Source organism: Pseudomonas sp. (assembly GCF_036404235.1).
Classification (GTDB): domain Bacteria; phylum Pseudomonadota; class Gammaproteobacteria; order Pseudomonadales; family Pseudomonadaceae; genus Aquipseudomonas.
Map to the genome: position 1 here is coordinate 11,967 of NZ_DASWOT010000137.1, position 20,966 is coordinate 32,932.

General features: G+C 60.9%; 21 protein-coding genes and 1 riboswitch. Of the genes, 10 read left to right on the forward strand and 11 right to left on the reverse strand.

Annotated elements, in window-relative coordinates; genetic code table 11:
* The first annotated feature begins 125 nt into the window (after positions 1-125).
* Complete coding sequence (locus VGC62_RS17350; protein ID WP_331188309.1) at positions 126-374, forward strand: hypothetical protein; 249 nt, start codon at positions 126-128, stop codon at positions 372-374.
* A gap of 15 nt (positions 375-389) precedes the next feature.
* On the opposite strand, the gene VGC62_RS17355 is transcribed toward VGC62_RS17350, so the two are convergent.
* The gene (locus tag VGC62_RS17355) at positions 390-1,973 is read right to left on the reverse strand and encodes a GMC family oxidoreductase (protein WP_331188310.1); all 1,584 of its coding nucleotides are present in this window, start codon (positions 1,971-1,973) and stop codon (positions 390-392) included.
* A gap of 377 nt (positions 1,974-2,350) precedes the next feature.
* On the opposite strand from VGC62_RS17355, the gene VGC62_RS17360 reads away from it, so the two are divergent.
* Both VGC62_RS17360 and VGC62_RS17365 read left to right on the forward strand, forming a co-directional pair.
* The gene (locus VGC62_RS17360; RefSeq protein ID WP_331188311.1) at positions 2,351-3,820 is read left to right on the forward strand and encodes an aldehyde dehydrogenase family protein; all 1,470 of its coding nucleotides are present in this window, start codon (positions 2,351-2,353) and stop codon (positions 3,818-3,820) included.
* Between the two features lie 110 nt (positions 3,821-3,930).
* Positions 3,931-4,446 carry a MarR family winged helix-turn-helix transcriptional regulator gene (locus VGC62_RS17365; RefSeq protein ID WP_331188312.1) on the forward strand — a complete coding sequence of 172 codons (516 nt, stop codon included), beginning with the start codon at positions 3,931-3,933 and terminating at the stop codon, positions 4,444-4,446.
* A 47-nt stretch (positions 4,447-4,493) separates the two neighbouring features.
* Here VGC62_RS17365 and VGC62_RS17370 read toward each other — a convergent pair whose 3' ends face one another.
* From VGC62_RS17370 to speB, 4 genes are all read right to left on the reverse strand, one after another.
* Positions 4,494-5,387, reverse strand: a complete 894-nt coding sequence (locus VGC62_RS17370) for a LysR family transcriptional regulator (RefSeq protein WP_331188313.1) — start codon at positions 5,385-5,387, stop codon at positions 4,494-4,496.
* A 77-nt stretch (positions 5,388-5,464) separates the two neighbouring features.
* Positions 5,465-6,190 (reverse strand): SDR family NAD(P)-dependent oxidoreductase, encoded by a 726-nt coding sequence (locus VGC62_RS17375; protein ID WP_331188314.1) that lies wholly within the window; start codon positions 6,188-6,190, stop codon positions 5,465-5,467.
* Positions 6,191-6,204: 14 nt separating this feature from the next.
* Complete coding sequence (locus VGC62_RS17380) at positions 6,205-7,128, reverse strand: NAD(P)-dependent oxidoreductase (protein WP_331188315.1); 924 nt, start codon at positions 7,126-7,128, stop codon at positions 6,205-6,207.
* Positions 7,125-8,177, reverse strand: a complete 1,053-nt coding sequence (gene speB, locus VGC62_RS17385) for an agmatinase (protein WP_331188316.1) — start codon at positions 8,175-8,177, stop codon at positions 7,125-7,127. Before speB ends, VGC62_RS17380 begins: the two co-directional genes overlap by 4 nt.
* 280 nt (positions 8,178-8,457) lie before the next feature.
* Positions 8,458-8,559, forward strand: a riboswitch (guanidine-I (ykkC/yxkD leader).
* A gap of 48 nt (positions 8,560-8,607) precedes the next feature.
* On the opposite strand from speB, the gene VGC62_RS17390 reads away from it, so the two are divergent.
* The 7 genes from VGC62_RS17390 to VGC62_RS17420 are packed head-to-tail and all read left to right on the forward strand — an operon-like array spanning position 8,608 to position 14,852.
* On the forward strand, positions 8,608-9,633 hold the full coding sequence (locus VGC62_RS17390) for an ABC transporter substrate-binding protein (RefSeq protein ID WP_331188317.1): 1,026 nt from the start codon (positions 8,608-8,610) through the stop codon (positions 9,631-9,633).
* Positions 9,634-9,691: 58 nt separating this feature from the next.
* Positions 9,692-10,711, forward strand: a complete 1,020-nt coding sequence (locus VGC62_RS17395; RefSeq protein WP_331188318.1) for a fatty acid desaturase — start codon at positions 9,692-9,694, stop codon at positions 10,709-10,711.
* A 1-nt stretch (position 10,712) separates the two neighbouring features.
* A complete protein-coding gene (locus VGC62_RS17400) occupies positions 10,713-11,600 on the forward strand; it encodes a DMT family transporter (RefSeq protein WP_331188319.1) in 888 nt (295 codons plus the stop codon).
* Positions 11,597-12,373: a creatininase gene (locus VGC62_RS17405; RefSeq protein ID WP_331188320.1), complete on the forward strand. Its 777-nt coding sequence runs from the start codon at positions 11,597-11,599 to the stop codon at positions 12,371-12,373. The genes VGC62_RS17400 and VGC62_RS17405 overlap by 4 nt, the downstream gene beginning before the upstream one ends.
* Entirely contained in the window at positions 12,370-13,173 is an 804-nt protein-coding gene (locus VGC62_RS17410; protein WP_331188321.1) for a hypothetical protein, read from the forward strand. Before VGC62_RS17405 ends, VGC62_RS17410 begins: the two co-directional genes overlap by 4 nt.
* The gene (locus VGC62_RS17415; protein ID WP_331188322.1) at positions 13,173-14,009 is read left to right on the forward strand and encodes an ABC transporter permease; all 837 of its coding nucleotides are present in this window, start codon (positions 13,173-13,175) and stop codon (positions 14,007-14,009) included. Before VGC62_RS17410 ends, VGC62_RS17415 begins: the two co-directional genes overlap by 1 nt.
* A gap of 3 nt (positions 14,010-14,012) precedes the next feature.
* Complete coding sequence (locus VGC62_RS17420; protein ID WP_331188323.1) at positions 14,013-14,852, forward strand: ABC transporter ATP-binding protein; 840 nt, start codon at positions 14,013-14,015, stop codon at positions 14,850-14,852.
* Positions 14,853-14,956: 104 nt separating this feature from the next.
* On the opposite strand, the gene VGC62_RS17425 is transcribed toward VGC62_RS17420, so the two are convergent.
* From VGC62_RS17425 to VGC62_RS17450, 6 genes are read right to left on the reverse strand one after another with little or no spacing between them, the layout of a single operon-like run.
* Positions 14,957-15,181: an FAD-dependent oxidoreductase gene (locus VGC62_RS17425; RefSeq protein ID WP_331188324.1), complete on the reverse strand. Its 225-nt coding sequence runs from the start codon at positions 15,179-15,181 to the stop codon at positions 14,957-14,959.
* Positions 15,178-16,236: an oligopeptide/dipeptide ABC transporter ATP-binding protein gene (locus tag VGC62_RS17430; protein ID WP_331188325.1), complete on the reverse strand. Its 1,059-nt coding sequence runs from the start codon at positions 16,234-16,236 to the stop codon at positions 15,178-15,180. Before VGC62_RS17430 ends, VGC62_RS17425 begins: the two co-directional genes overlap by 4 nt.
* A complete protein-coding gene (locus VGC62_RS17435) occupies positions 16,233-17,273 on the reverse strand; it encodes an ABC transporter ATP-binding protein (RefSeq protein WP_331188326.1) in 1,041 nt (346 codons plus the stop codon). Before VGC62_RS17435 ends, VGC62_RS17430 begins: the two co-directional genes overlap by 4 nt.
* Positions 17,270-18,157, reverse strand: a complete 888-nt coding sequence (locus tag VGC62_RS17440; RefSeq protein ID WP_331188327.1) for an ABC transporter permease — start codon at positions 18,155-18,157, stop codon at positions 17,270-17,272. Before VGC62_RS17440 ends, VGC62_RS17435 begins: the two co-directional genes overlap by 4 nt.
* A 13-nt stretch (positions 18,158-18,170) precedes the next feature.
* Complete coding sequence (locus VGC62_RS17445) at positions 18,171-19,121, reverse strand: ABC transporter permease (protein WP_331188328.1); 951 nt, start codon at positions 19,119-19,121, stop codon at positions 18,171-18,173.
* Between the two features lie 60 nt (positions 19,122-19,181).
* Positions 19,182-20,858: a peptide ABC transporter substrate-binding protein gene (locus VGC62_RS17450; RefSeq protein ID WP_331188329.1), complete on the reverse strand. Its 1,677-nt coding sequence runs from the start codon at positions 20,856-20,858 to the stop codon at positions 19,182-19,184.
* Between the last annotated feature and the right edge of the window lie 108 nt (positions 20,859-20,966).

The following is a 20,966-nucleotide window of genomic DNA, read 5'->3' on the forward strand; positions in this document are numbered from 1 at the left end:
CCGGTCTGGGTGTTGAGCGTTGTAACAAGAGACGCCCAATGAGCAAGACAGTCAATTGATAAAGATCAAACGGTCTATCGGATAAACGGCGTGAACTGCCCGTTCTAGCACGGGGGAATGTTTTTATGCCAGTAACGCATCGCAAATGGATCGCTTGCTGTCCGGCTATGTTGATCCTGGCAATAGCGGGTAGGGGGTTCGGTTACTGGCGCTGGCTACAACCCACACTGCCGCTGGATTTCGTTGTGAGCAACGGCCGCCTGGAAGCCACCAAAGTGCAGATCGCCAGCAAGACACCTGGCGCTGACGATGATCGGCGTGGCCTTTTTTTCCGCGTCACGCTGCTGCGTTTGCGTTCAAGTCTGGCCTCTTGATCGCTCCTGCGGGCCTCACAGTCCATGGGCGGCAAGCAGCATTTGCGCGGCGCGTTCGCCGATCATCACGCACGGCGCCATGGTGTTGCCGGTGGTGATGTCGGGCATGATCGAGCCGTCGGCGATGCGCAGATTGGCGACACCGTAGACCCGCAACTGGCCGTCGACCACCGAGGCTTCATCACGGCCCATTTTCGCCGTACACGTCTGGTGGAAATAGGTGCCTGCCGCATCGCGCAAGAAACGCACCAGTGCCTCGCCTCGCAGAGGGCCGGGCATTAATTCGCGTGTGACGAAGGGCGCCAGCGCCGTGCTATTGCCCAGGTCACGACAGATCTCGATGGCACGCAGCAGCGCGGTGACATCGCGCTCATCACTGAGAAAGTTCGCCTCGATGCGCAACGGATCGACCATTTCCCGGCCACCGAGCAGGATCTGCCCCCGGCTGTGCGGGCGTACCAGACCGGGTGCCAGGGTCCAGGCCAAACTCGGATCACTGGGCAAGCCGTATTGTGCCCGGGTGATCTCGCTGCCAAAGGCGCACTCTTCAAGCACCGGCTGCAAATCGGGTGCAGCAAGATGCGCCGCACTTTTGCAGAAGAAGGTGAATTCGGCTGAATTGTTGCGTGGCGCCTGCGGGGTGCGGTACTCCCACACGCAGCCGGCAACCAGGATATGGTCCTGAAAATTCTGCCCGACACCGGGCAGATGCTGGACACAAGCAATGTCATGCTCGGCGAGGTGCTCGCTGGGGCCGATACCGGACAACATCAGCACCTTGGGGGTGTTGATGGCCCCCAGCGAAAGAATCACTTCGCTGCTGGCCCGGGCTTCCCAGTACTGCCCGTGACTTTGAACGCTCACGCCTACCGCCCTGCGACCGTCAAGCAGCACACGTTGCACCACGGCGCCCAGCACCACGGTCAGGTTGGGTTGGTCCAGCACCGGCCGCAGATAGGCGCTGGCCACCGACACGCGCTGGCAATCGCCGGTGACCGCCACGTTGGGAATGCCGCTGGCGCCCTCGCCTTCCATGGCCGCCCCGTTGAGGTCCGCCACCTGCTCTATACCGTAGGCATGGGCAGCGTCAGCCAGGGCCAGCGCCACTGGATTGGGATCGTGCGGCAAGCTGACCTCGAACGGCCCATCACTGCCACGGCGCAACGGGTCCGCCGGCCCTCGCCAGCGTTCGATGCGTTGATAGGCTTGCACTACCGATGCATAGCTCCAGCCCTCATCGCCGGAAACCGCCGCCCAGTGGTCGTAGTCATGCTTGTGCCCTCGGGCCCAAATCAGCCCGTTGGTACTGCTGCCGCCGCCCAATACTTTGCCCATGGGCAAGGGTGGCGTGCGGCCATTGAGTGCCGCGCAGGGTTGCGAGCGGAAGTTCCAGTCGCGTTCACTGCCGATGTTTTGCATCCACAACCGCGAGTCACGGACCGCCTCCACGCGCTCATCACCTCCGGCTTCCAGGAGCAACACCTGAACATCTGGATTGGCGGCCAGGCGTGCGGCGACAACGCCGCCAGCGGTCCCGCCCCCGCACACAATGAAATCGAAATGGCGCAACGCCGGTGGCTCGTTGGCATGTACTGTCATGGGGCGCTCCTCATCCGCTAATCGCGTCCAGGGGTTGTAAGTTGGGCAATGCGCTGCGCTCATCACCACGAAAAGCAAGTGGCATGCCACACTTATCGCCAGACTGGATTGTGCCCATGGCAAAAAAGCTCCAGACATCATCCAGAGGGGCTTGACGGCAGTTGCCTGCTGGCGCCGTCGGACTCAAGTTGTTCCCTCGATACAACGCAGCCGCGACGAGATGCCACTTCAGGGCGCGCCAATTATGTGGCATGCCTCTTACATGAGCATCAACTGCCCCCCCTGGATGCGCAGCAACGCAATAGATAGGGGCCAACCAGCCGGGTATGGTTTGTGCATCTCACTTACATCCCGGGCAACCAGTCGAGATTCCCCAAATGAACAGCCTTCTACAACCCGTGCAATTGCAGGTACACCCCCTGTTTATCGATGGCCAATGGCGCGCCAGCAGTCACGGCGAAGTGGACGAGGACATCAATCCTGCCACGGGCGAATGCTTCGCCTACGTAGCACAAGCCAGCGCCGCCGATGTAGAGGATGCGATTGCGGCGGCGCATATGGCCCGCGTGAGCTGGGCACAGGTGCTGGTTGCCGAACGCGAAGCCTTGTTGCTCAAGGCCGCCGACATCATCCAGGCCCGGGCCGACGAACTGCGCGATTTATTGATCGAAGAAACCGGCTCGACCTTCCTCAAGGCGCCTTGGGAAGTGGGTTACGCCGTATCGTGCCTGCGCAGCGCCGCCGCCTGCACCCGCCAGCCCAATGGCCAAACGTTCCCCACCTGCTCGCCCGGCCAGATCGGCATGACGGTGCGCAGCCCTCTGGGGGTAATTGCCGGCATCGCACCGTTCAACTCGCCCTTGCTGCTGTCGATGAAGAAAATCGCCTTCGCCCTGGCGGCGGGAAATACCTTCATTCTCAAGCCCTCGGAACTGGCGCCGCTGATTGGCCTGAAGATCGCCGCTATTTTCGAAGAAGCCGGCTTGCCTGCCGGGGTGTTCAATGTGATTCCGGGCTCCGCGCAGATAGTCGGCGAGCGTTTGGTGAGCGATCCACGGGTGCGCATGGTGACGTTCACCGGCTCCAATAAAGTAGGGCGCCTGATCGCCGCAGAAGCGGGCAAACACATGAAGAAAGTGTGCCTGGAAATGGGCGGCAAGAGCCCGCTGGTGATATTGGCCGACGCCGAACTTACCTACGCGGTCGATGCTGCAGCATTCGGTGTGTTCTACCACCAGGGCCAGGTGTGCATGGCCAATTCACGGATCATCGTCGAGGACGGGCTTTATGAGCGCTTCTGCGAGGCGTTCGCAGCCAAGGCCAGGTCCATCAAGGTGGGCGACCCTCGCGATCCGGCCACGGTGATCGGCCCGCTGATTCGCCCGCAACAGTGCGGCTTCATCATGGCGCAAATCGACGACGCCCTCGGCAAAGGCGCCCGTGTGCTGGCCGGGGGTAGCCACGACGGGCCATATTTTGCAGCGACGGTGCTGGTCGACGTCACGCCCGACATGCGCATCTATGACGAGGAATCCTTCGGCCCGGTAACGGCAATCTATCGGGCCAGCGACTTTGAGCACGCGCTGGCACTGGCCAACGATACCCAATACGGCCTGAGCGCTGCCATCATCACCAATGACCTGCAAAAGGCCATGAGCTTCTCTCAACGCTCGCAGGCTGGCATGGTCCACATCAACGACACCACGATTTCGGACGAGCCGCACATTGCCTTTGGCGGCAATCAGAACAGCGGTTTCGGCCGCGAGGGTGGCATGGCCTCCATGGACGAAATGAGCGAAGTCAAATGGGTGACCCTGCAGATGGGCAAACGTGAATTCCCCTTCTGAACCGCCCCTCCCTCCCGGCCAACCAATGTCTGCGAGCCACACGTTTGGCAAGCGGATATGATGTCGGCCGGCACGCCCCGATACCTTTTCCGACAAGCGATTGAATGGTTATGAGCAAAGCACCCACCGATGACGTAAACGCCGAACTGGACGCAGCCATCAGCCGCTCCGCACTGCTCGGCAGGCCGGGTTTCCTGATCCGTCGACTGCACCAGATCCATTGCGGGCTGTTTCTCGACGAAACCCGCGAGTACAACATTACCCCCGTGCAATACAGCCTGATGACCGCCCTGGGCACCCACGGGGAAATGGACCAGAACACCCTGGCGCAAGAGATCGGCCTGGAGCGCACCAGCGTCGCGGAAGTCATCCCGCGCCTGGAGGCCCGCCAATTGCTGACCCGTCGCCAGAGCACTCAGGACCGCAGGGTCAAGTTGGTCAAGTTGAGTCGCAAGGGGCTTTATTTGCTGAAGAAGATGGACGCCAGCGTACAGCGTGCCCATGACCGTACTGTCGAAGGTATCCCCGAAGATCAACGCCAGCAGTTTCTGCTGCAATTGATCAGGTTGGTAGAGGCCAACAATCACCAGGGCACTGCGCCGTTTCGGCTGGATAAAACCAGCTAGGATCTGTTGCTGTTTGGGTGTGAGCCTCCACCAAACGGCAACAGCCCCTAGCCGTCTCGTACGCTGAGCAATATCTCAAAAAACCGGGCTGCGCCTGCCTTCAACTCCCCGCCCTGGCGGGTGACGCAGTGGAACGCCGACTGATAGCCCAGCCGGTCAGCGAGCATGGCGCGAAGGCGACCTTTTTCGACCCAGGGTTGGGCGTAGTGGCTGGGCAGGTAGCCGATGTAGGTGCCGGAAAAGATCAGCGTCGCAATCGCTTCCATGGACCAGGCGCTGATGGCGTGGCGGAACTTGATGTCGAAGGGGCGGCGGCTTTCGGCCATGTAGCCACGTTCGACATAGTCAGCCAGGCCGATGTCTTCCACGCTGGGCTCGGTGCTGAAGAACGGGTGTTCGTTGCTGCAATACAGATGCTGGTCCTCGTTGAACACAGGCTCGTAGCGCAACCCGGAAAGTTGGTGATGGAAAGCGCCGATGGCCAATGACAGGCGTTCTTCGAGCACTGCTTGTTCGAGTTCGTCGGGGCGCATGACGTGCAGGTCAATCCGGGTGCCTGGGCTTTGCTTGCGGTAGATCGCAAGCGTTCGGGGGATGAGCATTTGCTCGTGGGTGATCAGGCTGTCAACCATGCCAATGGGCAGCACTTCGCGGTCGCGGTCGCCGATGGCTTCGGTGCGCTGGCGAAAGTGTGAGACGTTGGCGAACAGCTCTTGCGCGGCCTTGTAGGTCTGCTCGCCGTCTTCGGTCAGTTGAAAGCCACCCTTGCCGCGTTTACACAGGGAATAGCCGAGACGAATTTCCAGGTCGCGAACCAGCACGCTCAAGCGCGGCAGGCTGGTATTGAGGCGCACCTGAGCCGCCGTGAAGCCGCCCGCCTCGACGATGGTGCAGAAGATTCGCAGCATGCGCAGGTCGATGTCGTTGAAATTGCCGAGCATGGTGGCCTCGTGAACGGGTTTTGCTGAAGGCTACAGCATCCGGCGAAATCCGCGCACGCTTGACCTGCTCAACCGCATCAGCCATTCATCACGCCCCCGCCGTTGACCCCGAGGATTTGCCCGGTCATGAAGCTGGCCTGTGACGAGGCGAGGAACACCACCGCAGCGGCGATTTCTTGCGCCGTGCCCAGGCGTTGCAGCGGATAACGCGCAGCCTCTTCGCGAATGTAGTCCTCGCCCAACCGCTCGACCATCGGCGTCAATGCGCCACCCGGCGCGACGCCGTTGACCCTGACGCCAAAGGGCGCCAACTCTCGCGCCAGGGACTTGGTCAGGGCGATGATCCCGCCTTTGGCCGCCGAGTAATGACAGAGATTGGCGCAGCCGAGTTGGCCGAGGTCCGAGGCGATGTTGACGATTGCACCGCTGCCCTGCCGCTTCATCAACGCCGCAGCGGCTTTACAGAAATGGAAAGCGCCGTACAGGTGTACTTGAATGATCCGGTCCCACTGCGCCAGGCTCATCTCGGTGATGGGTGACTCGTCGAGAATGCCCGCGTTGTTGACCAGCACGTCCAGACGCTCAAGCCCGGCGAACGCCGCTTCTGCGGTGGCCGGATCGGCGACGTCACCCAGGGCCAATACAACATCGACCCCGCGTGCGCACAGTTGCTCGGCCAGTTGCGACAGCGCAGCGCTCGGTTGCAGGTCATTGAGAATCGCACGATCGCCCGGTTCTGCGAGACCTCGGGCGATGGCATTGCCGATGCCTTGCGCAGCACCTGTCACCAGAAACGTTTTCATTAGCGCTCGCTCTGTCAATAAGGATGTGTTTCCAGCCAGTCGGCGTACATCTCGATGCCGCGTTCCAGGCTGTAGTGCGCACGGTAGCCGAGCTGTTCGGCCGCTGCGTTGATGTCGAAGCGGGCGTTGTCGTCGAGGACGTCCAGTGTTCCGGAACCAAGCCTGAAGTGCGCCGTGCGATAGCGTTTCAAGACCAACTCAGACACCTCGCGATAACTGCGTTGATCGCCCGCCGTGATGTTGAAAACCCGCTGACTCAACTGGCCCTCATCGACCTGCGCCGCCTGCACACAGGCGGCTGCGACATCGCTGACGTGAACGTATTGAAACCGATAATCCCCGCCCTCGGGCTCGTCCAGCACGGTGCCGTCGATGGCGTTGCGCAGCAGGGTCTTGAGGTAACACTGCATCACCTGACCGGGTCCGTAGATCCAGCCGGGGCGCAACGACACCACGCTGACGCCATACAGGTCGCTGTAAACGTTGCCGAGCAACTCGGTGAAGACCTTGGTGCAACCATACGGTGTCGATGGCGCCAGGGGCGCGTCTTCGTCAATGACCCCCAAATCGCGATTCGGGCCATACGCACACTCGGAACTCAGGTTAACCACCCGTTTCACACCACTCAAACGAGCGCACTCCAGCACATGGGTGGTGCCTACGGCATTGGTCAACACGGTTTGCAGCGCAATACGTCGCGAATCCACCGGATGGGAAATCGCTGCCGTGTGGATGATCGCGACGGGCGATGCCGCGCGGCAGCACTCAAGCAGGCTGGACAGATCTGCCAGATCGCCCTGCCGATACAGATACTCGGCGTGCTCGATGGCTGGCATCAGGCTGCGGTCATACCCACTGACTCGATGCCCGGCGGCGAGCAACTGGCGCACCACTTCCTGTCCGAGAAAGCCATTTGAGCCCGTCACCAGATAATTCACAGGCTCAATACCCGCGCACTGTCGACCACGCTGGCGGCACGATCCGCCCGCGCCTTGACCGACTCGGCCAGGATGCACAACAACTCGAACATCATGGTCGCGCCGACCAACGCCGTGGCGCCGCCCAGATCGAAGGGGGGCGAGACTTCCACCACGTCGGCACCAATCAGGTCCAGGCCGCGTAAACCACGGATCAATTGCTGCGCCTGAAAGGTGGTCATGCCACCGATTTCAGGGGTGCCGGTGCCGGGAGCGAAGGCCGGGTCGAGTACATCCACGTCAAAACTCAAATACGTCGGGCCATCACCCACCACACGTCGCGCCTCTGCCAGCGTGGCCTCGACGCCAAGGTCAGCGAACTCTTCCATGTGAATCACCCGAATGCCGTGTTCAAGGGCGAAGGCTTCGTCGCCAGGGTCGTAGATCGAGCCGCGAATACCGATCTGTACCGTACGTTTGGGGTCGAGCAAGCCCTCTTCGATGGCCCGGCGAAACGGCGTGCCGTGGGTGTACGGGTTGTCGCCGAAGTAACGGTCGTTGGTGTCCGAATGCGCGTCGAAATGCACCATGCCAATGGGCCGGTGACGGGCCAGGGCACGAAAGATTGGCAGCGTCACCAAGTGATCGCCGCCAACACTGAGCGGCACCGCGCCCGCATCATGAATGCGGGTGAAAAAGCCCTCGATACGCTTGAGTGAATCGTGAAGATCAATGGGGTTGACCGGCGCATCGCCCAATTCGCCGACCCGCACCAGGTCGTAGGGCGCGATACGGCTGACGTGATGAACCTTGCGCATCAGGCTGGACATGTTGCGTACTTCACGCGGGCCATGTCGGGCACCGGCGCGGTTGGTGGTGCCACCGTCCCAAGGCACTCCCACCAGCGCGATCTGCACGTCAGCCGGGTCATCGAAGATCGGCAGGCGCATGAAGGTCGGTATGCCCGCGAAACGCGGAACTTCGGCGGCGTCGACCGGCTGGGGAAAATCGGACATGAGCAGGCTCCAAAAAAAGGCAGGCTCAGCATAGGCAGGTCGAGCGGGCTGCATACATCCCGGATTTGGCAACTTGAGTTACACAAAAACGAAAACGCACGGCTCCGTCGCAGAGCGGCGGGAACTGTTTGTGTGCATCAGCGACGATGCCCCTCCACCCATCGAACGCACGCTCGTACAGTAACCGTCTGTTTTAATTAGAGTTTGTGACAGCAGGCCGGAGCTGGCATGCATTCTGCTCTGTCTGCACTCACGGGATGAGTCCGACACACACTCATGACGCTAGCGCCGACGATCAATGCTCGATGGGCGGCGCTAGAGACACAGGAGCTTCATCAAGGCGAACTAGGGTTCCGGCTCACGAAGGTGAGTGCTGGTCCGAGAGTTTTCCGGTCCTAGGGAAAGGACTACACGGCGGGACAAAAGCCCGGGAGACGCGACGTCATCCCGTGCCCGAAATCTCAAAGTGTCCAGGAGTCATGCCATGTCCGTTCTACCTTTCGGTTCGCTACGCGCATTTCCCTCCCAACGTCTTCGCAAAAGCCTGATAGGCGCCACCATCGCCGCTGCGCTGCTGGTCACTCCATTGGTCAGCCAGGCCATCGAGAAACTCAAAATCGGCACCGTGGTCTGGGTCGGTTATGGACCCTTTTACGTCGCCGACAAGTTGGACCTATACAAGGCCCACGGCCTGCATGTCGATCTGCAATTTTTCAACGACCCGGCGCTGATCCCCACCGCACTGGCGAGCAAAGCACTGGACGGCGGCACGCTGACGTACGACCAGGTGATCAACTCCGTCGCCAAGGGCCTGAAGCATAAAGTCGTGATGCCCATCGACTTCTCCAACGGCGGCGACGCCATCGTCGCAGACGCCAGCATCACCTCCGTCGCCGCCATCAAAGGCAAATCGGTCGGTTTCAACCCCTTGTCACCCTCCGACTTTCTGCTGGCCTACGCCCTGCAAAAGAACGGCATGGGCGAAAAAGACATCAAACCGATCAACATGACCCCCGAAGCGATTCCCGGTGCCATGGCGTCCGGTTCGTTGCCGGTGGGCGTGACCTACGAACCCAACGTCTCGCAAATCCTGTCCATGGGCGGCGGCAGCAAATACAAAGTGATCTTCTCGTCCAAGGAAGCACCGGGCCTGATCACCGACGTGCTGGTATTCGACAAGACAGTGATCGACAAACGTCAAGCGGCGATCAAGGCGCTGATTCTGGGCTATCTGGACGGGCTGGAGTACATGAAGACCCACCCGGACGAATCGGCCACGATCATCGGCAAAGTGCTGGGCGTCAGCGCTGACGAAGCCAAAGCGCAACTGGGCGGCGTGTACAACATTCCCAAAGCAGAGATGAGCAAAAGCTTCGTACCGACCACCGAAACCAGCTCCCTGGCCGGCAGCGGCGCGATCATCGCCAAGCTGCTCAAGGATAACGGTCAGATCACCGCCATCCCGGCGGCCAGCGACACCTACGACGCATCGTTCATCAAGGCCGAGTAAAGCAAAAACCATCGGCAGGCGCACACGCGCCTGCCCTTGCACTTAGCTGGAGATCACCATGTCCACCGCTCGACTATTTCGTTACGCCGATGGCCGCGTGCCCAACAGCCTGGCCCTCGCCTACACCCTGGCGGGTTATCTCGGCGGCCTGGCCCTGCTGTTCAGCGCCAATGCCTGGCTGAACGTACTGGGCACATTATTGCTGGGCCACGCGATGCTGATCGCGGCCTACCTGATCCACGAATTCGCCCACGGCACGATCTTCGCCAAACCCGCACACAACACCCGTGCAGCCGTGGTCTGCAGTTGGTTGTCGGGCAGTTGCTACGCCGATTTCCAGGACCTGCGCAACAAGCACATGCGCCATCACGTCGACCGCGCAGACGTCGTGACCTTCGACACCAAGGTCTTTCTCAAGCGCTGCCCGACCTGGGCGGTCAAGCTGGTCGAGGCGCTGGAGTGGGCCTATGTTCCGGCCGTTGAGTTGATCATGCACGCTTACGTGATCGCCCTGCCCTTCATCACCGACAGCCCGGCGCACCGGGCCCGTCGCGGCAAAGTCCTGGCGATGCTGGCCGTGCGTGGCGTGCTGTTCGCCGCGCTGGGGTTTGCCTCGCCCAAGGCGCTGATTTTGTATGGCGTGGCCTGGCTGCTGATGGTCAGCGTGCTGCGTTTCGCCGATGCCTATCAGCACACTTACGACGTGTTCGCGGTCCTCGAAGACGGCAAGCTGGATGACGGCAAACACCGCGACCGCGCCTACGAACAACAGAACACCTACAGCAATATCGTCTCGCTACGTTGGCCGGTATTGAATCTTCTGCTGCTGAACTTCGCCTACCACAACGCCCACCACGCCAAACCCGTCGCGCCCTGGTATCGCCTGCCACGCCTGCACGCCGAGTTGTACAAGGACGACACGACCCAGGTCATCCCCATGAGCACACTGCTTGGCAGCTTCCACCGTAACCGCGTGCGTCGGGTGTTGGATGACGATTACGGCGTGGTGGGCGAAGGACCGCACAAGGCCGACGGTTTCCATGGTGCCGTGGGCGTTTCGTTTCTGACGGCGGTTTGAAATGAGTTCACTGGCGCCTCCCATTCTGCTGGTCAGCGGCTCGCTGCTCTGGGGCCTGAGCTGGATTCCGCTGCACCACCTGGCCGCGCAAGGTCTGTCGGGAATGCCGCTGGTGTTACTGATTTACGGCTTGCTGAGCGTATTGGCGGTGCCAGTGTTGTGGCATCAGCGCCGCGCCTGGCGTGCGCAATCCGGGCGCTTGCTGCTGATCGCCTTGGCGGGCGGCTGGGGTACGGCGGCGTTGATGTGCGCGCTGGTCGGCGGTGACGTGGTGCGGGTGATGCTGTTGTTTTACCTGTCGCCCATCTGGGCCACGCTGGGTGCCTGCTGGTGTTTTGGCGAACGCCTGACCGTTGCGCGCATTATCGCGCTGCTGCTGGCGTTCGTCGGCATCGGTCTGACCCTGGGAATCAACGACAGCACCCTGCAACCGATGACCGCCAATGACTGGCTGGCACTGAGCGCGGGCCTTGGGTTCAGCCTCAACAACCTGGCGACCCGGGCCGCCGATCACGTACCGCTGGCCAGCAAAAGCGTTGCCAGTTTGGTGGCCAGCGCGCTGTTGGCCGGGACCCTGTGCTTGATGCTCAAGCAACAACCGCCGCCGCTTACGCTGCACCTGGCCTGGCAAATCGGCCTGCTGGCCGCCGTTTGGCTGGTGGTGCAAAGCATGGTGCAGTTCGCGGTCACCCATATGCAGGCCAGCACCGTCGCGGTGTTGGTGATTGTTGAACTGATCGGCGCTGTACTGTCCAGCGCCTGGCTGGGCGACAACCCACTGCTGGCGCGCGAATGGGCGGGGGCGGTGCTGGTCAGCCTCGCCGCCTTGATCGCCGCGTGGCCGGCGCCCTCTCCTCTTACCGTTGATGCAAGGAGTACCGCCCCATGAACACCGTGCGTATGGATAACCTCAGTTGGGTCGACTACGAAGCCCGAATAAAGGCTGGCGCCGTAGTGTTCTTGCCGTGCGGCGCCACCGAACAGCATGGTCCGCATTTACCGTTGGGCACTGATGCGTTATTGGCCAGCGCATTGAGCGAGGACGTCGCTCGCGCGGTAAATGGCGTGGTCGCACCTGCGCTGTCTTATGGCTACAAATCCCAGCCCAAGTGTGGTGGCGGCCAACACTTTTGCGGCACCACCAGCCTCGACGGCGCCACCATGAGCGCGCTGGTGCGCGACGCCGTACGTGAATTCCATCGCCACGGTGTACGCCGGCTGGTGTTGGTGGTCGGGCATTTCGAGAACCAGTGGTTTGTCACGGAAGGCATCGAACTGGCGTTGCGCGAGCTGGGGCCACAAGCCGGGCTTGAGGTGATGCGCCTGGAACATTGGGATTTCTGTCGGGAAGACACCCTGGCAGACGTGTTCCCCGACGGTTTCCCAGGCTTTGCACTGGAACATGCGGCCGTGATCGAAACCTCGTTGATGCTGCATTACTTCCCGCACCTGGTACGCCTGGACAGCATCCCCGATGACGGCCCGGCAGACTTCCCACCGTACGACATGTACCCGGCGCGCACCGAGTGGGTCCCGCCCTCTGGCGTGCTGTCCTCGGCCAAAGGCTCCAGCGTGGAAAAAGGCCTGCGCATGGCCGACGACATCGTCAGCGGTATCGTCGCGGCGGTGTGCCACGAATTCGGCGTGCAGGCCGCGCAATGAACCACACTCTCACGCGCGTGCCCGAGGCTTATCTCGGCGTCTGGCAACGACGGCTGCTGACCACTCAAGAGGGGCTGCACGACGACAGCACCGAGGTCTATTGGCTGCAAACCCAATACCTGCACGCCGATGTGCGCATTCCTGTGCCGACGCCTGCCGTGGGTGCGGCAACCTTGAGCGCGTGCAACCAGGAACAACGCCAGGCGCTGAGTCTGCAAGCCGGATTTGCCGGGCTGACTGAGGTCAACGGCGATACCTGTCAGTGGCATCGGCTGATCGACTTTCAACCCACTGGCGGGCCCGCCGACATCGGCCGCATGACCTTTGAAACACCGGACCGGGTCATCGAAGATGGCCTCGACGGCAGCTATCACGAAATATGGGAACGCCTGCCCGGCTCCGTTGGCATCAACGATGGGCTATGGCTAAAGGCTGCGGACGGTTCGGCGCGACAAGGCTGTCTGCTGGTGGCCGGAGAGTACTTTCTGTTCGCCGCCGAGCGCCCGGTCGCCCAACCCTGGGGCGGTCATCTGAGCACCGCGCTAGAGCTGGCCGATCCATTGGAGCAGCAAGCGCTGCTGGCATTCGAATTGTCGTTCGGGCTGATTGCCCAAGGCTGGACCATCACCCACTCGACCCTGCCCGGCCGCACGGGCCAAACACTGCTGCACTCGACCTGCGATGCCATTTCACTCAGTTGTATTGACGATGCCACGCTGGCACAGCTCGGCGTCTATCCCCCGGAGGCGGGCTGGGTCTCTGCCGATCCTCCACCGATTGTGGCCACAGGAGGCCGGTGATGAATGCCCATGAAAACTTTCTGGCAAGCAGCGAAAAAAACATGAAACGCCGTCCGCGCTGGTGGGTGATTCGCGGCGAGTTATCGCGCAGTACCGCCTGGGCCTTGAGCATCGCCGGTTTGGTGCTGCCGTTTGTCGTGTGGTGGGCCTACACCGCGCTGGGGCTGGCCGACCCACTGTTCATGCCCGCGCCGCAAACAGTGCTGCTGCGGGTTGGCAAATGGTGGAGCGAAGAAGGCCTGATCGACGACACGCTGATGAGCGTGTATCGGGTCCTGGCGGGATTTCTCGCCTCCGCGGTATTGGCGATTCCCATCGGTCTGTACGTCGGCACCTACAAGCCCGTGCAAGCATTCATCGAGCCGCTGACAGACTTCATCCGCTATATGCCCGCCGTGGCGTTCATCCCGCTGGTGATGTTGTGGGTGGGCATCGATGAGGGCGCGAAGGTATTGATCATTTTCCTCGGCACGTTTTTCCAGATGGTGCTGATGGTCGCCGAAGACGTGCGGCGCGTCCCCATGGCGCAGATCGAAGCTGCGCAAACCATGGGCGCAAGCCGCAGCGAAATCGTCAAGATGGTGATTCTGCCGTCGTCGCGCCCGGCGCTGCTCGACACACTGCGCATCACCTGCGGCTGGGCCTGGACCTACCTGGTGGTGGCCGAACTGGTGGCCGCCAATTCCGGCCTCGGCTACGCCATCCTCAAGGCCCAGCGCTACATGCAGACCGACAAGATCTTCGCTGGCATTCTGCTGATCGGGTTGATCGGCTTGCTGACCGACCAGGCGTTTCGCTGGATCAGCCGCCGCGCCTTCCCCTGGAACAGGAAATAAGCCATGACTCAGCCAAAAATCCGCATCCAACACGTGGGTAAGCGTTTCGAGAGCAAGGAACGCTCAATCGAAGCCCTGCAAGACATCAACCTTGAGGTGCAGGACAACGAGTTCATCACGTTCGTCGGCGCCTCGGGCTGCGGTAAATCCACACTACTGCGCATCATCGCCGGGCTGGAAACCCTCAGCAGCGGTGAAATCCTTCTCGGCGGCCAGCCCATCGACGGCCCCGGCGTCGACCGCGCCATGGTGTTTCAGCACTACAGCCTGTACCCGTGGCTGACGGTGATGAAAAACATCAAGTTCTGCCGCCAGCTGAAAGTAATCTCCGACAGCGTGCGCAACGATGCCGACATCGAAACCGCCAGTGGCCGTGCCGACGCCTTGCTCAGCCTGATGGGCCTGACGCCGTTCGCCGACGCCTACCCCAACCAACTTTCAGGTGGCATGCAGCAACGCGTGGCCATCGCCCGCGCACTGATGCCCAAACCGGCAACGCTGCTAATGGACGAACCCTTCGGCGCGCTGGACGCCCAGACCCGAGAAGTCATGCACGACCTGATCCGCCATGTTCACCGGCTGGAAAAAACCACCATCCTGTTCGTCACCCACGACGTGGAGGAAGCGATCTACCTCGGCAGCCGAGTAGTGCTGATGGCGCCGCGCCCCGGACGCATCGACTCGATTTTCGACGTGCCGCTGCCTGCGTTGCGTCATCAGGACATGAAACTGGCGCCGGAATTCACCGAACTCAAACGCACGATCCTGGCGCGGATTCGCGAAACCAGCGGCATGCAAACCGACCTCGATCAACTGGCGAAGCTCACAGCGGTGGGGCTGTGAGTGGTGCAGTCCAGCGAGCATAGCCCAGCGGATTGAGATGCCCGGCAGCCGGATGAAACCAACCGCCGTGAAAGCGCTGGCTGCCACTCAAAGCGCAGGCCTCGTCACGATCCATCAATTGGGTGCGCTGTCCGACCGTGTTGTATTCCTCGGTTTTCAGCACCACGCTCAACCCCGCTGCGCGACAACTCCAGCGCCGTGGTCAGCCCGGTATAACCGCCGCCGACGATGCACACCTCGCTTTCCAGGCGTTCATTCAATGCGGGGGGCGGCATCCCTGCCGCAGCGGTTGCATACCACAGCGACGTGTCGAAGTCGGAGAACCTCATACGGCACTCCCTCGGCGACTGGCGTCGCATAACGTCTCGCGGTGCTCATCAAGGGGCGAAATCAACGACAGATCATCACGGATACAGGCCGTGTCATGATCTGGCCCAACCCTACGCAGCGGCGGGCGTTCTATGCTGCATGCCGGTAAAACGTAAGGGCATCGGGTGCGGAACGTACAACCGGAAGGCGGTGAAATCGGACTGGGAATATCACCCTGCAGAACGATGCGCTGGCGCCGCTGACCCGGTTCCGGCATGGGGATCGCCGACATCAGCGCTTCGGTATAGGGATGACGCGGGTTGCTGAACAACTCGCGAGTGGGTGCCACTTCGACGATGCGCCCCAGATACATGACGGCCACGCGATCAGCAATGTGCCCCACCACGGCCAGATCATGGGTGACGAACAGCATCGTCAGGTTCATTTGCTGGCGGATCCGCGAAAACAGATTAAGCACCTGCGCCTGAACGGACACGTCCAGCGCTGACACGGGCTCATCGGCCATGATGAACTCCGGCTCCAGGGTCAAGGCGCGAGCGATCCCGATACGCTGGCGCTGCCCGCCAGAAAATTCGTGGGGATAGCGATCCAGATACTGGGCTGGCAAACCGACGGTTTCCAGCGCCTGTTCGGCTTTTTCACGGCGGCCTTGCGCGGTGAGTTCTTTGGCGTGAAAACGCAGCGGCATGGCAAGGATCTCACCGACGGTCATGCGCGGATTGAGCGAGCCGTAAGGGTCCTGAAAGACCATCTGCATGCGCTTGCGATAAGGTTTGAGCAAGCGATCGTTGAAGGGCGTGATTTCTGTATTATCGAAAACGATGTGCCCATCCGTAGGTGGGTCCAGCATCATCAGGCTGCGGCCCAGGGTGCTTTTCCCCGAGCCGCTTTCACCCACCAGCCCTAGCACTTCGCCACGGGCGATGGACAGGTCTACTCCATCGACCGCACGCACCAGATTGTCGTCGCGCCCACGGCTGCTGACGAACAGTTTTTTGCGCACCGGAAAGTATTTCTTCAGGCCGATGGCCTCGATCAAGGGCGGCTGTTTCATCGCACACCTCCCTGGCCAAGCTCGACAGTCGCAGGCAACTCTTGCCAGCGCACACAACGCAGTTGGTGACCTTGCTCGACCTCTTCAAGTTCGGGGCTGTCGCGGTCACAGCGCCCGGCGATGCTGAAAGCGCAACGCGGATGGAAGGCGCAACCCGTTGGTGGCGCAGACGGATCAGGGACAAACCCCGGAATCGTACCCAAATCACCCTGCCCCAACCCTGCTTGTTCGAATCGCGGTACGGCGGCAAGCAAGCCGCGCGTGTAGGGCATGCGCGGCGACGACAGCACTTGAGTCACACTGCCCTGCTCCACGATACGACCGGCGTACATCACCATCACCCGGTCGGCAATTTCCGCCACCACCCCGAAGTTGTGGGTAATGAACAAAATCGCCATGCCGTTCTTCTTTTGCAGGTTGCGCAACAGATCAAGGATTTGTGCCTGCACGGTGACGTCCAGCGCGGTGGTCGGCTCATCTGCGATCAACACGTCCGGCTCCATGGCCAAGGCGATAGCAATCATCACTCGCTGGCGCATCCCGCCGGACAGTTCGTGGGGAAAGCTTTCCAGGCGCTGGGCGGGTTCCGGGATACCCACCTGTTCCAACAGCGCCAGCGCCTTGATCCGGGCTTGGGATTTGCTCAGGTGTTCATGAAAACGAATGGCTTCGGCAATCTGATCACCCACCCGGTGTACCGGGTTCAGCGAGGTCAGGGGCTCCTGAAAGATCATTGCCACTCGATTGCCGCGCACATGACGCATTTGCTGTTCGCTCATCGCCACCAGATCAATGGCGTTGCCCGTGCTGTCAGCCACCACTGCGCTGCCTTCGATACGGGTCTTGGGCGCCTCGGCCAGCAGCTTCATCATTGCAAGGCTGGTCACGCTCTTTCCGGAACCGCTCTCGCCCACCAGTGCCAAGGTTTCCCCCGCATGAATCGTGAAGTTGATGTCATGCACAACCGGCACGTAACGGTTGCCCCTGCGAAATGCCACGCTCAGATGAGACACGCGGATCTTTTCATCGGTGTTCATTTCAGGTCACTCCTGCCGTCCAGCGCATCGCGCAGACCATCACCAATGAAGTTGAAACTGGTGACCGCCAACGTGATCGCCAGCCCAGGAATGATCGCCAGCCACGGTGCCTTGCCCAGGTATTGCTGGGCGGCATTGAGCATGTTGCCCCAACTCGCCAGCGGCGGCTGGATGCCATAACCCAGAAAGCTGATGTAGGCCTCCAGCAAAATCGCGTTGGCGATGGTCAGGGTAGCGGCGACGATGATCGGGCCAATGGCGTTGGGCACAAGCTCCCGGAACATGATCCAGCGATTACTGGCGCCCACCATCCGCGCCGCGAGCGTGAAGTCACGCTCGCGCAACGAACGAATCTCGGCCTCGACGATGCGCGATATTTCCATCCAACTGGTCACGGCGATGATCAGGGTAATCATCATTGGACTGGGCTTGATGAACGCAGCCAGCACCAGCACTAGAAATACGCTGGGGAACGACAGGAATGCGTCCACGAACCGCATCAACGCTGCGCCGATCCAGCCCCGGTAGTAACCGGCAACCACGCCGATCAGGGTCCCGATCACCGTGCTGATCAGCATGGCAAAAAAACCGACTGTCAACGAAATCCGTCCCGCGTTGAGTAACCGCGCAGCGGTGTCCCGACCAAGCGCGTCGGTGCCCAGGTAATGATTGCCGGTAAGCGGTGGCGCAAATCGATTACGGATATCGATGGACAGGTCGTTGTAATACAAAAGGTAAGGCCCGAGCACGCAGGCCAGGACCAATACGGTGATCGTCACCACCCCCAGCGCCGCCAGTTTGTGGCGCATGAAGCGCTGAAGGGTAGGGTTGGCAAACCAGGCCAAACGGCGCGAGGGCAGCAGATACGTCGCGGAGGTTGTCATGTGCAGTGCTCCCTTAACCGAGTCGGACGCGCGGGTCCGCAACGCCCACCAGCAGATCGGCAAGCAGATTGCCGAGTAGCACCAGAATCGCTGAGAACATCAGAATGCCCATGATCACGGGGTAATCGCTGTAACCCAGGCTGTCGAGAAACAGACGGCCCATGCCAGGCCAGGTGAACACGGTTTCGGTGACCAGCGCACCGCCCAGGATGGTCGGGATCTGCAGGCCGGCCAACGTGATCATTGGCAGCAGCGCGTTGCGGATGACGTGATGGGTCAATACTCGCCGGTATGGCAAGCCCTTGGCGCGTGCGGTACGTACGAAGTCCTGATCGATGACGTCCAGTGTCGCCGAGCGCATGTAGCGGCTCCAGATCGCCACATTGACCAACGCCAGCACGGCCACCGGCAGAATCAAATGGATCGCATAGTCGCCCAACGACTGATCGCCGATGGTGTACATATTGCCCGCAGGCAACCAGCCCAGATACAGCGAGAAAAAGAAGATCGCGACCAGACCGAACCAGAACGTCGGAATCGACAACGCCACCATCGCGCCCACCGTGGCCAGCGTGTCAAACACCGAATAACGACGGACCGCGCCCAGCACGCCCACCCAAGTACCGACGAAAACCGACAGCACCGTTGCGGTGCCCATCAACAGCAACGTGGCGGGCAGATGCCCGGCGATGACGCTGAGTACCGGCCGGCCATCACGAAACGAGTGCCCCCAGTCACCGATGAACAGGCGGCTGAACCATTCGAAATACTGAACCAGCAACGGCCGATTGAGGCCCATCTGCTCGGCGATACGATCAAGTTCTGCCTGACTCATCCCGGGGTTCATGGAGAATTGCGACATCGGCCCGCCGGGCGCCAGGTTCAGCACGATAAAGCCGATCAGTGAAACCAGCACCAAGACGATAGCGCTCTGGCCCAGGCGATTGAGAATGTATTGGGGCATGGCGTATTCCTTCTGAAAGCTGAACTACGCCCGGCAAGAATAGCGGGCGCTGACGGGCATTCAGGTCCAGGACCAGGTATTCACGTTCCACGGCTCGATGCGCAGATTGATGTTGCCGGCAAAGCCTTTCAATTTGGATTTATAGCCACGCACGTAGGTGTACTGAAACAACGGCAGGATCGGCAGGTCGTCGCGAATGATCTCCTGCACCTTCACATACACCGCTTTGCGCTGCGCCACGTCCTGCAGCGATGCGCCTTGGGCAAGCAGTTCATCGACCTTGGCGTTGCTGTATTGCGTGGTGTTTTGCCCGGCCCCGCCCTTGGCGCTGATCGACAGCGAGCCGAAGTAGTCGCGAGTGTCGGGGTCGGCGCCGGTCAGGAAGTTAATGCCCACCACCACCGAATCGAATTTGGACTGCATCCAGTATTCGCCCCACATGACGGCAGGCGGCAGATTCGAAATCTTCATTTCGACGCCGATGGCCTGCCACGTTTGCTGCATGAATTGCTGCGCCTGCTCGCGGATCTGGTTGCCGGCCGTGGTCGAGTTGGTGAACGACAAACGCACCCCGGCCTTTTCCCGAATACCGCCAGCGCCCGGCTTCCAGCCTGCCTGATCGAGAATCTTGTTGGCCTCTTCAATATTGAAACTCTGCTTGGGCAGGTCCGGGTTGTAGTACGCCGACTGCTGCGGCATGTAGGTCTCGGTGGGCAAGACCAGGCCGTAGTACAACTCATCGATGATGGTTTTCTTGTCGATGGCCAGGTACAGCGCCTTGCGCACCGCCGGGTCCTTGAACTGTGGGCGCTCCATATTCAATGCCACCGACTCGACCGTCGCCACAGGCAGGATCACCACGGTGCGGTCGGCGAGACCTTTTGCTTCTTCGTAGTGATCAGGCGTGATGCCTTGCATGGCAGTGACGTCGATGTCGCCCGTCTTGAACTGGGTATAGAGCACGGTCAGGTCAGGGATGTATTTGAAAATCACGCTGTCGATCTGCGCGACCGTGCCGTAGTAATCAGGGTTGGCCTTGAGCTGAATATGATCGCCCGCCACGCGACTTGCCCATTTGAACGGCCCGGTGCCAATCGGTGCATTGTTGAAGGGCGCATTGTTCACGTCGGTTGCGGCAGAAAGAACGTGCTTGGGCACCATGAACGTCCACGACAGAATCGACGCATAAGGAGCGTAGGATTTTTCCATACGCCAGTGAATCTCTGTGGGCGAAACCACGGTGATATCCCGCACCAGATCATGACCAGCACGGCGACCGCTGCGGAAGTTAGGGGCAACGATCAGCTCAAGGGTGTATTTCACGTCCTCGGCGGTGAAGGGTTTGCCATCGTGCCATTTGACGTCATCGCGCAGCTTGACCTTCCACTGCAAACCGTCGGCCGAGATGCCGCCGTTGGCAACCGTTGGCACTTCCACGGCCAGGGCCGGGGTGAATTCGCCGCTCGGGGAAATCCCGAATAGCGGATCGAAGACGTTCCAGTGAATGCCTTCGTCCACTTCGATATGCGGCATGTGCGGGTTGAAAACAGTCGGTTCCTGGGACAGCCCAATGATGACCTGACCGCTTGGCGTGGACTTCATCGCCGCGAACGACTGACTGGAACGCCCCAGCGGTAACATCACGCCTGCCGCACCAATAATGGCCATCGCCAGCGCCTGGCGGCGAGTTGGATTGAATAGACTGTTGCCTTTTTCCGAATCATCGCGATGCGCCATGCTGAAGCTCCCGTAGCAAATAAAGGCAGGTGGCTTTCGCCTGAAATCGTCGTAAGCGATGAAACCTGGCTCGTTGAATCGAGCTTCTAGGCTGCTGGGTGATGACCT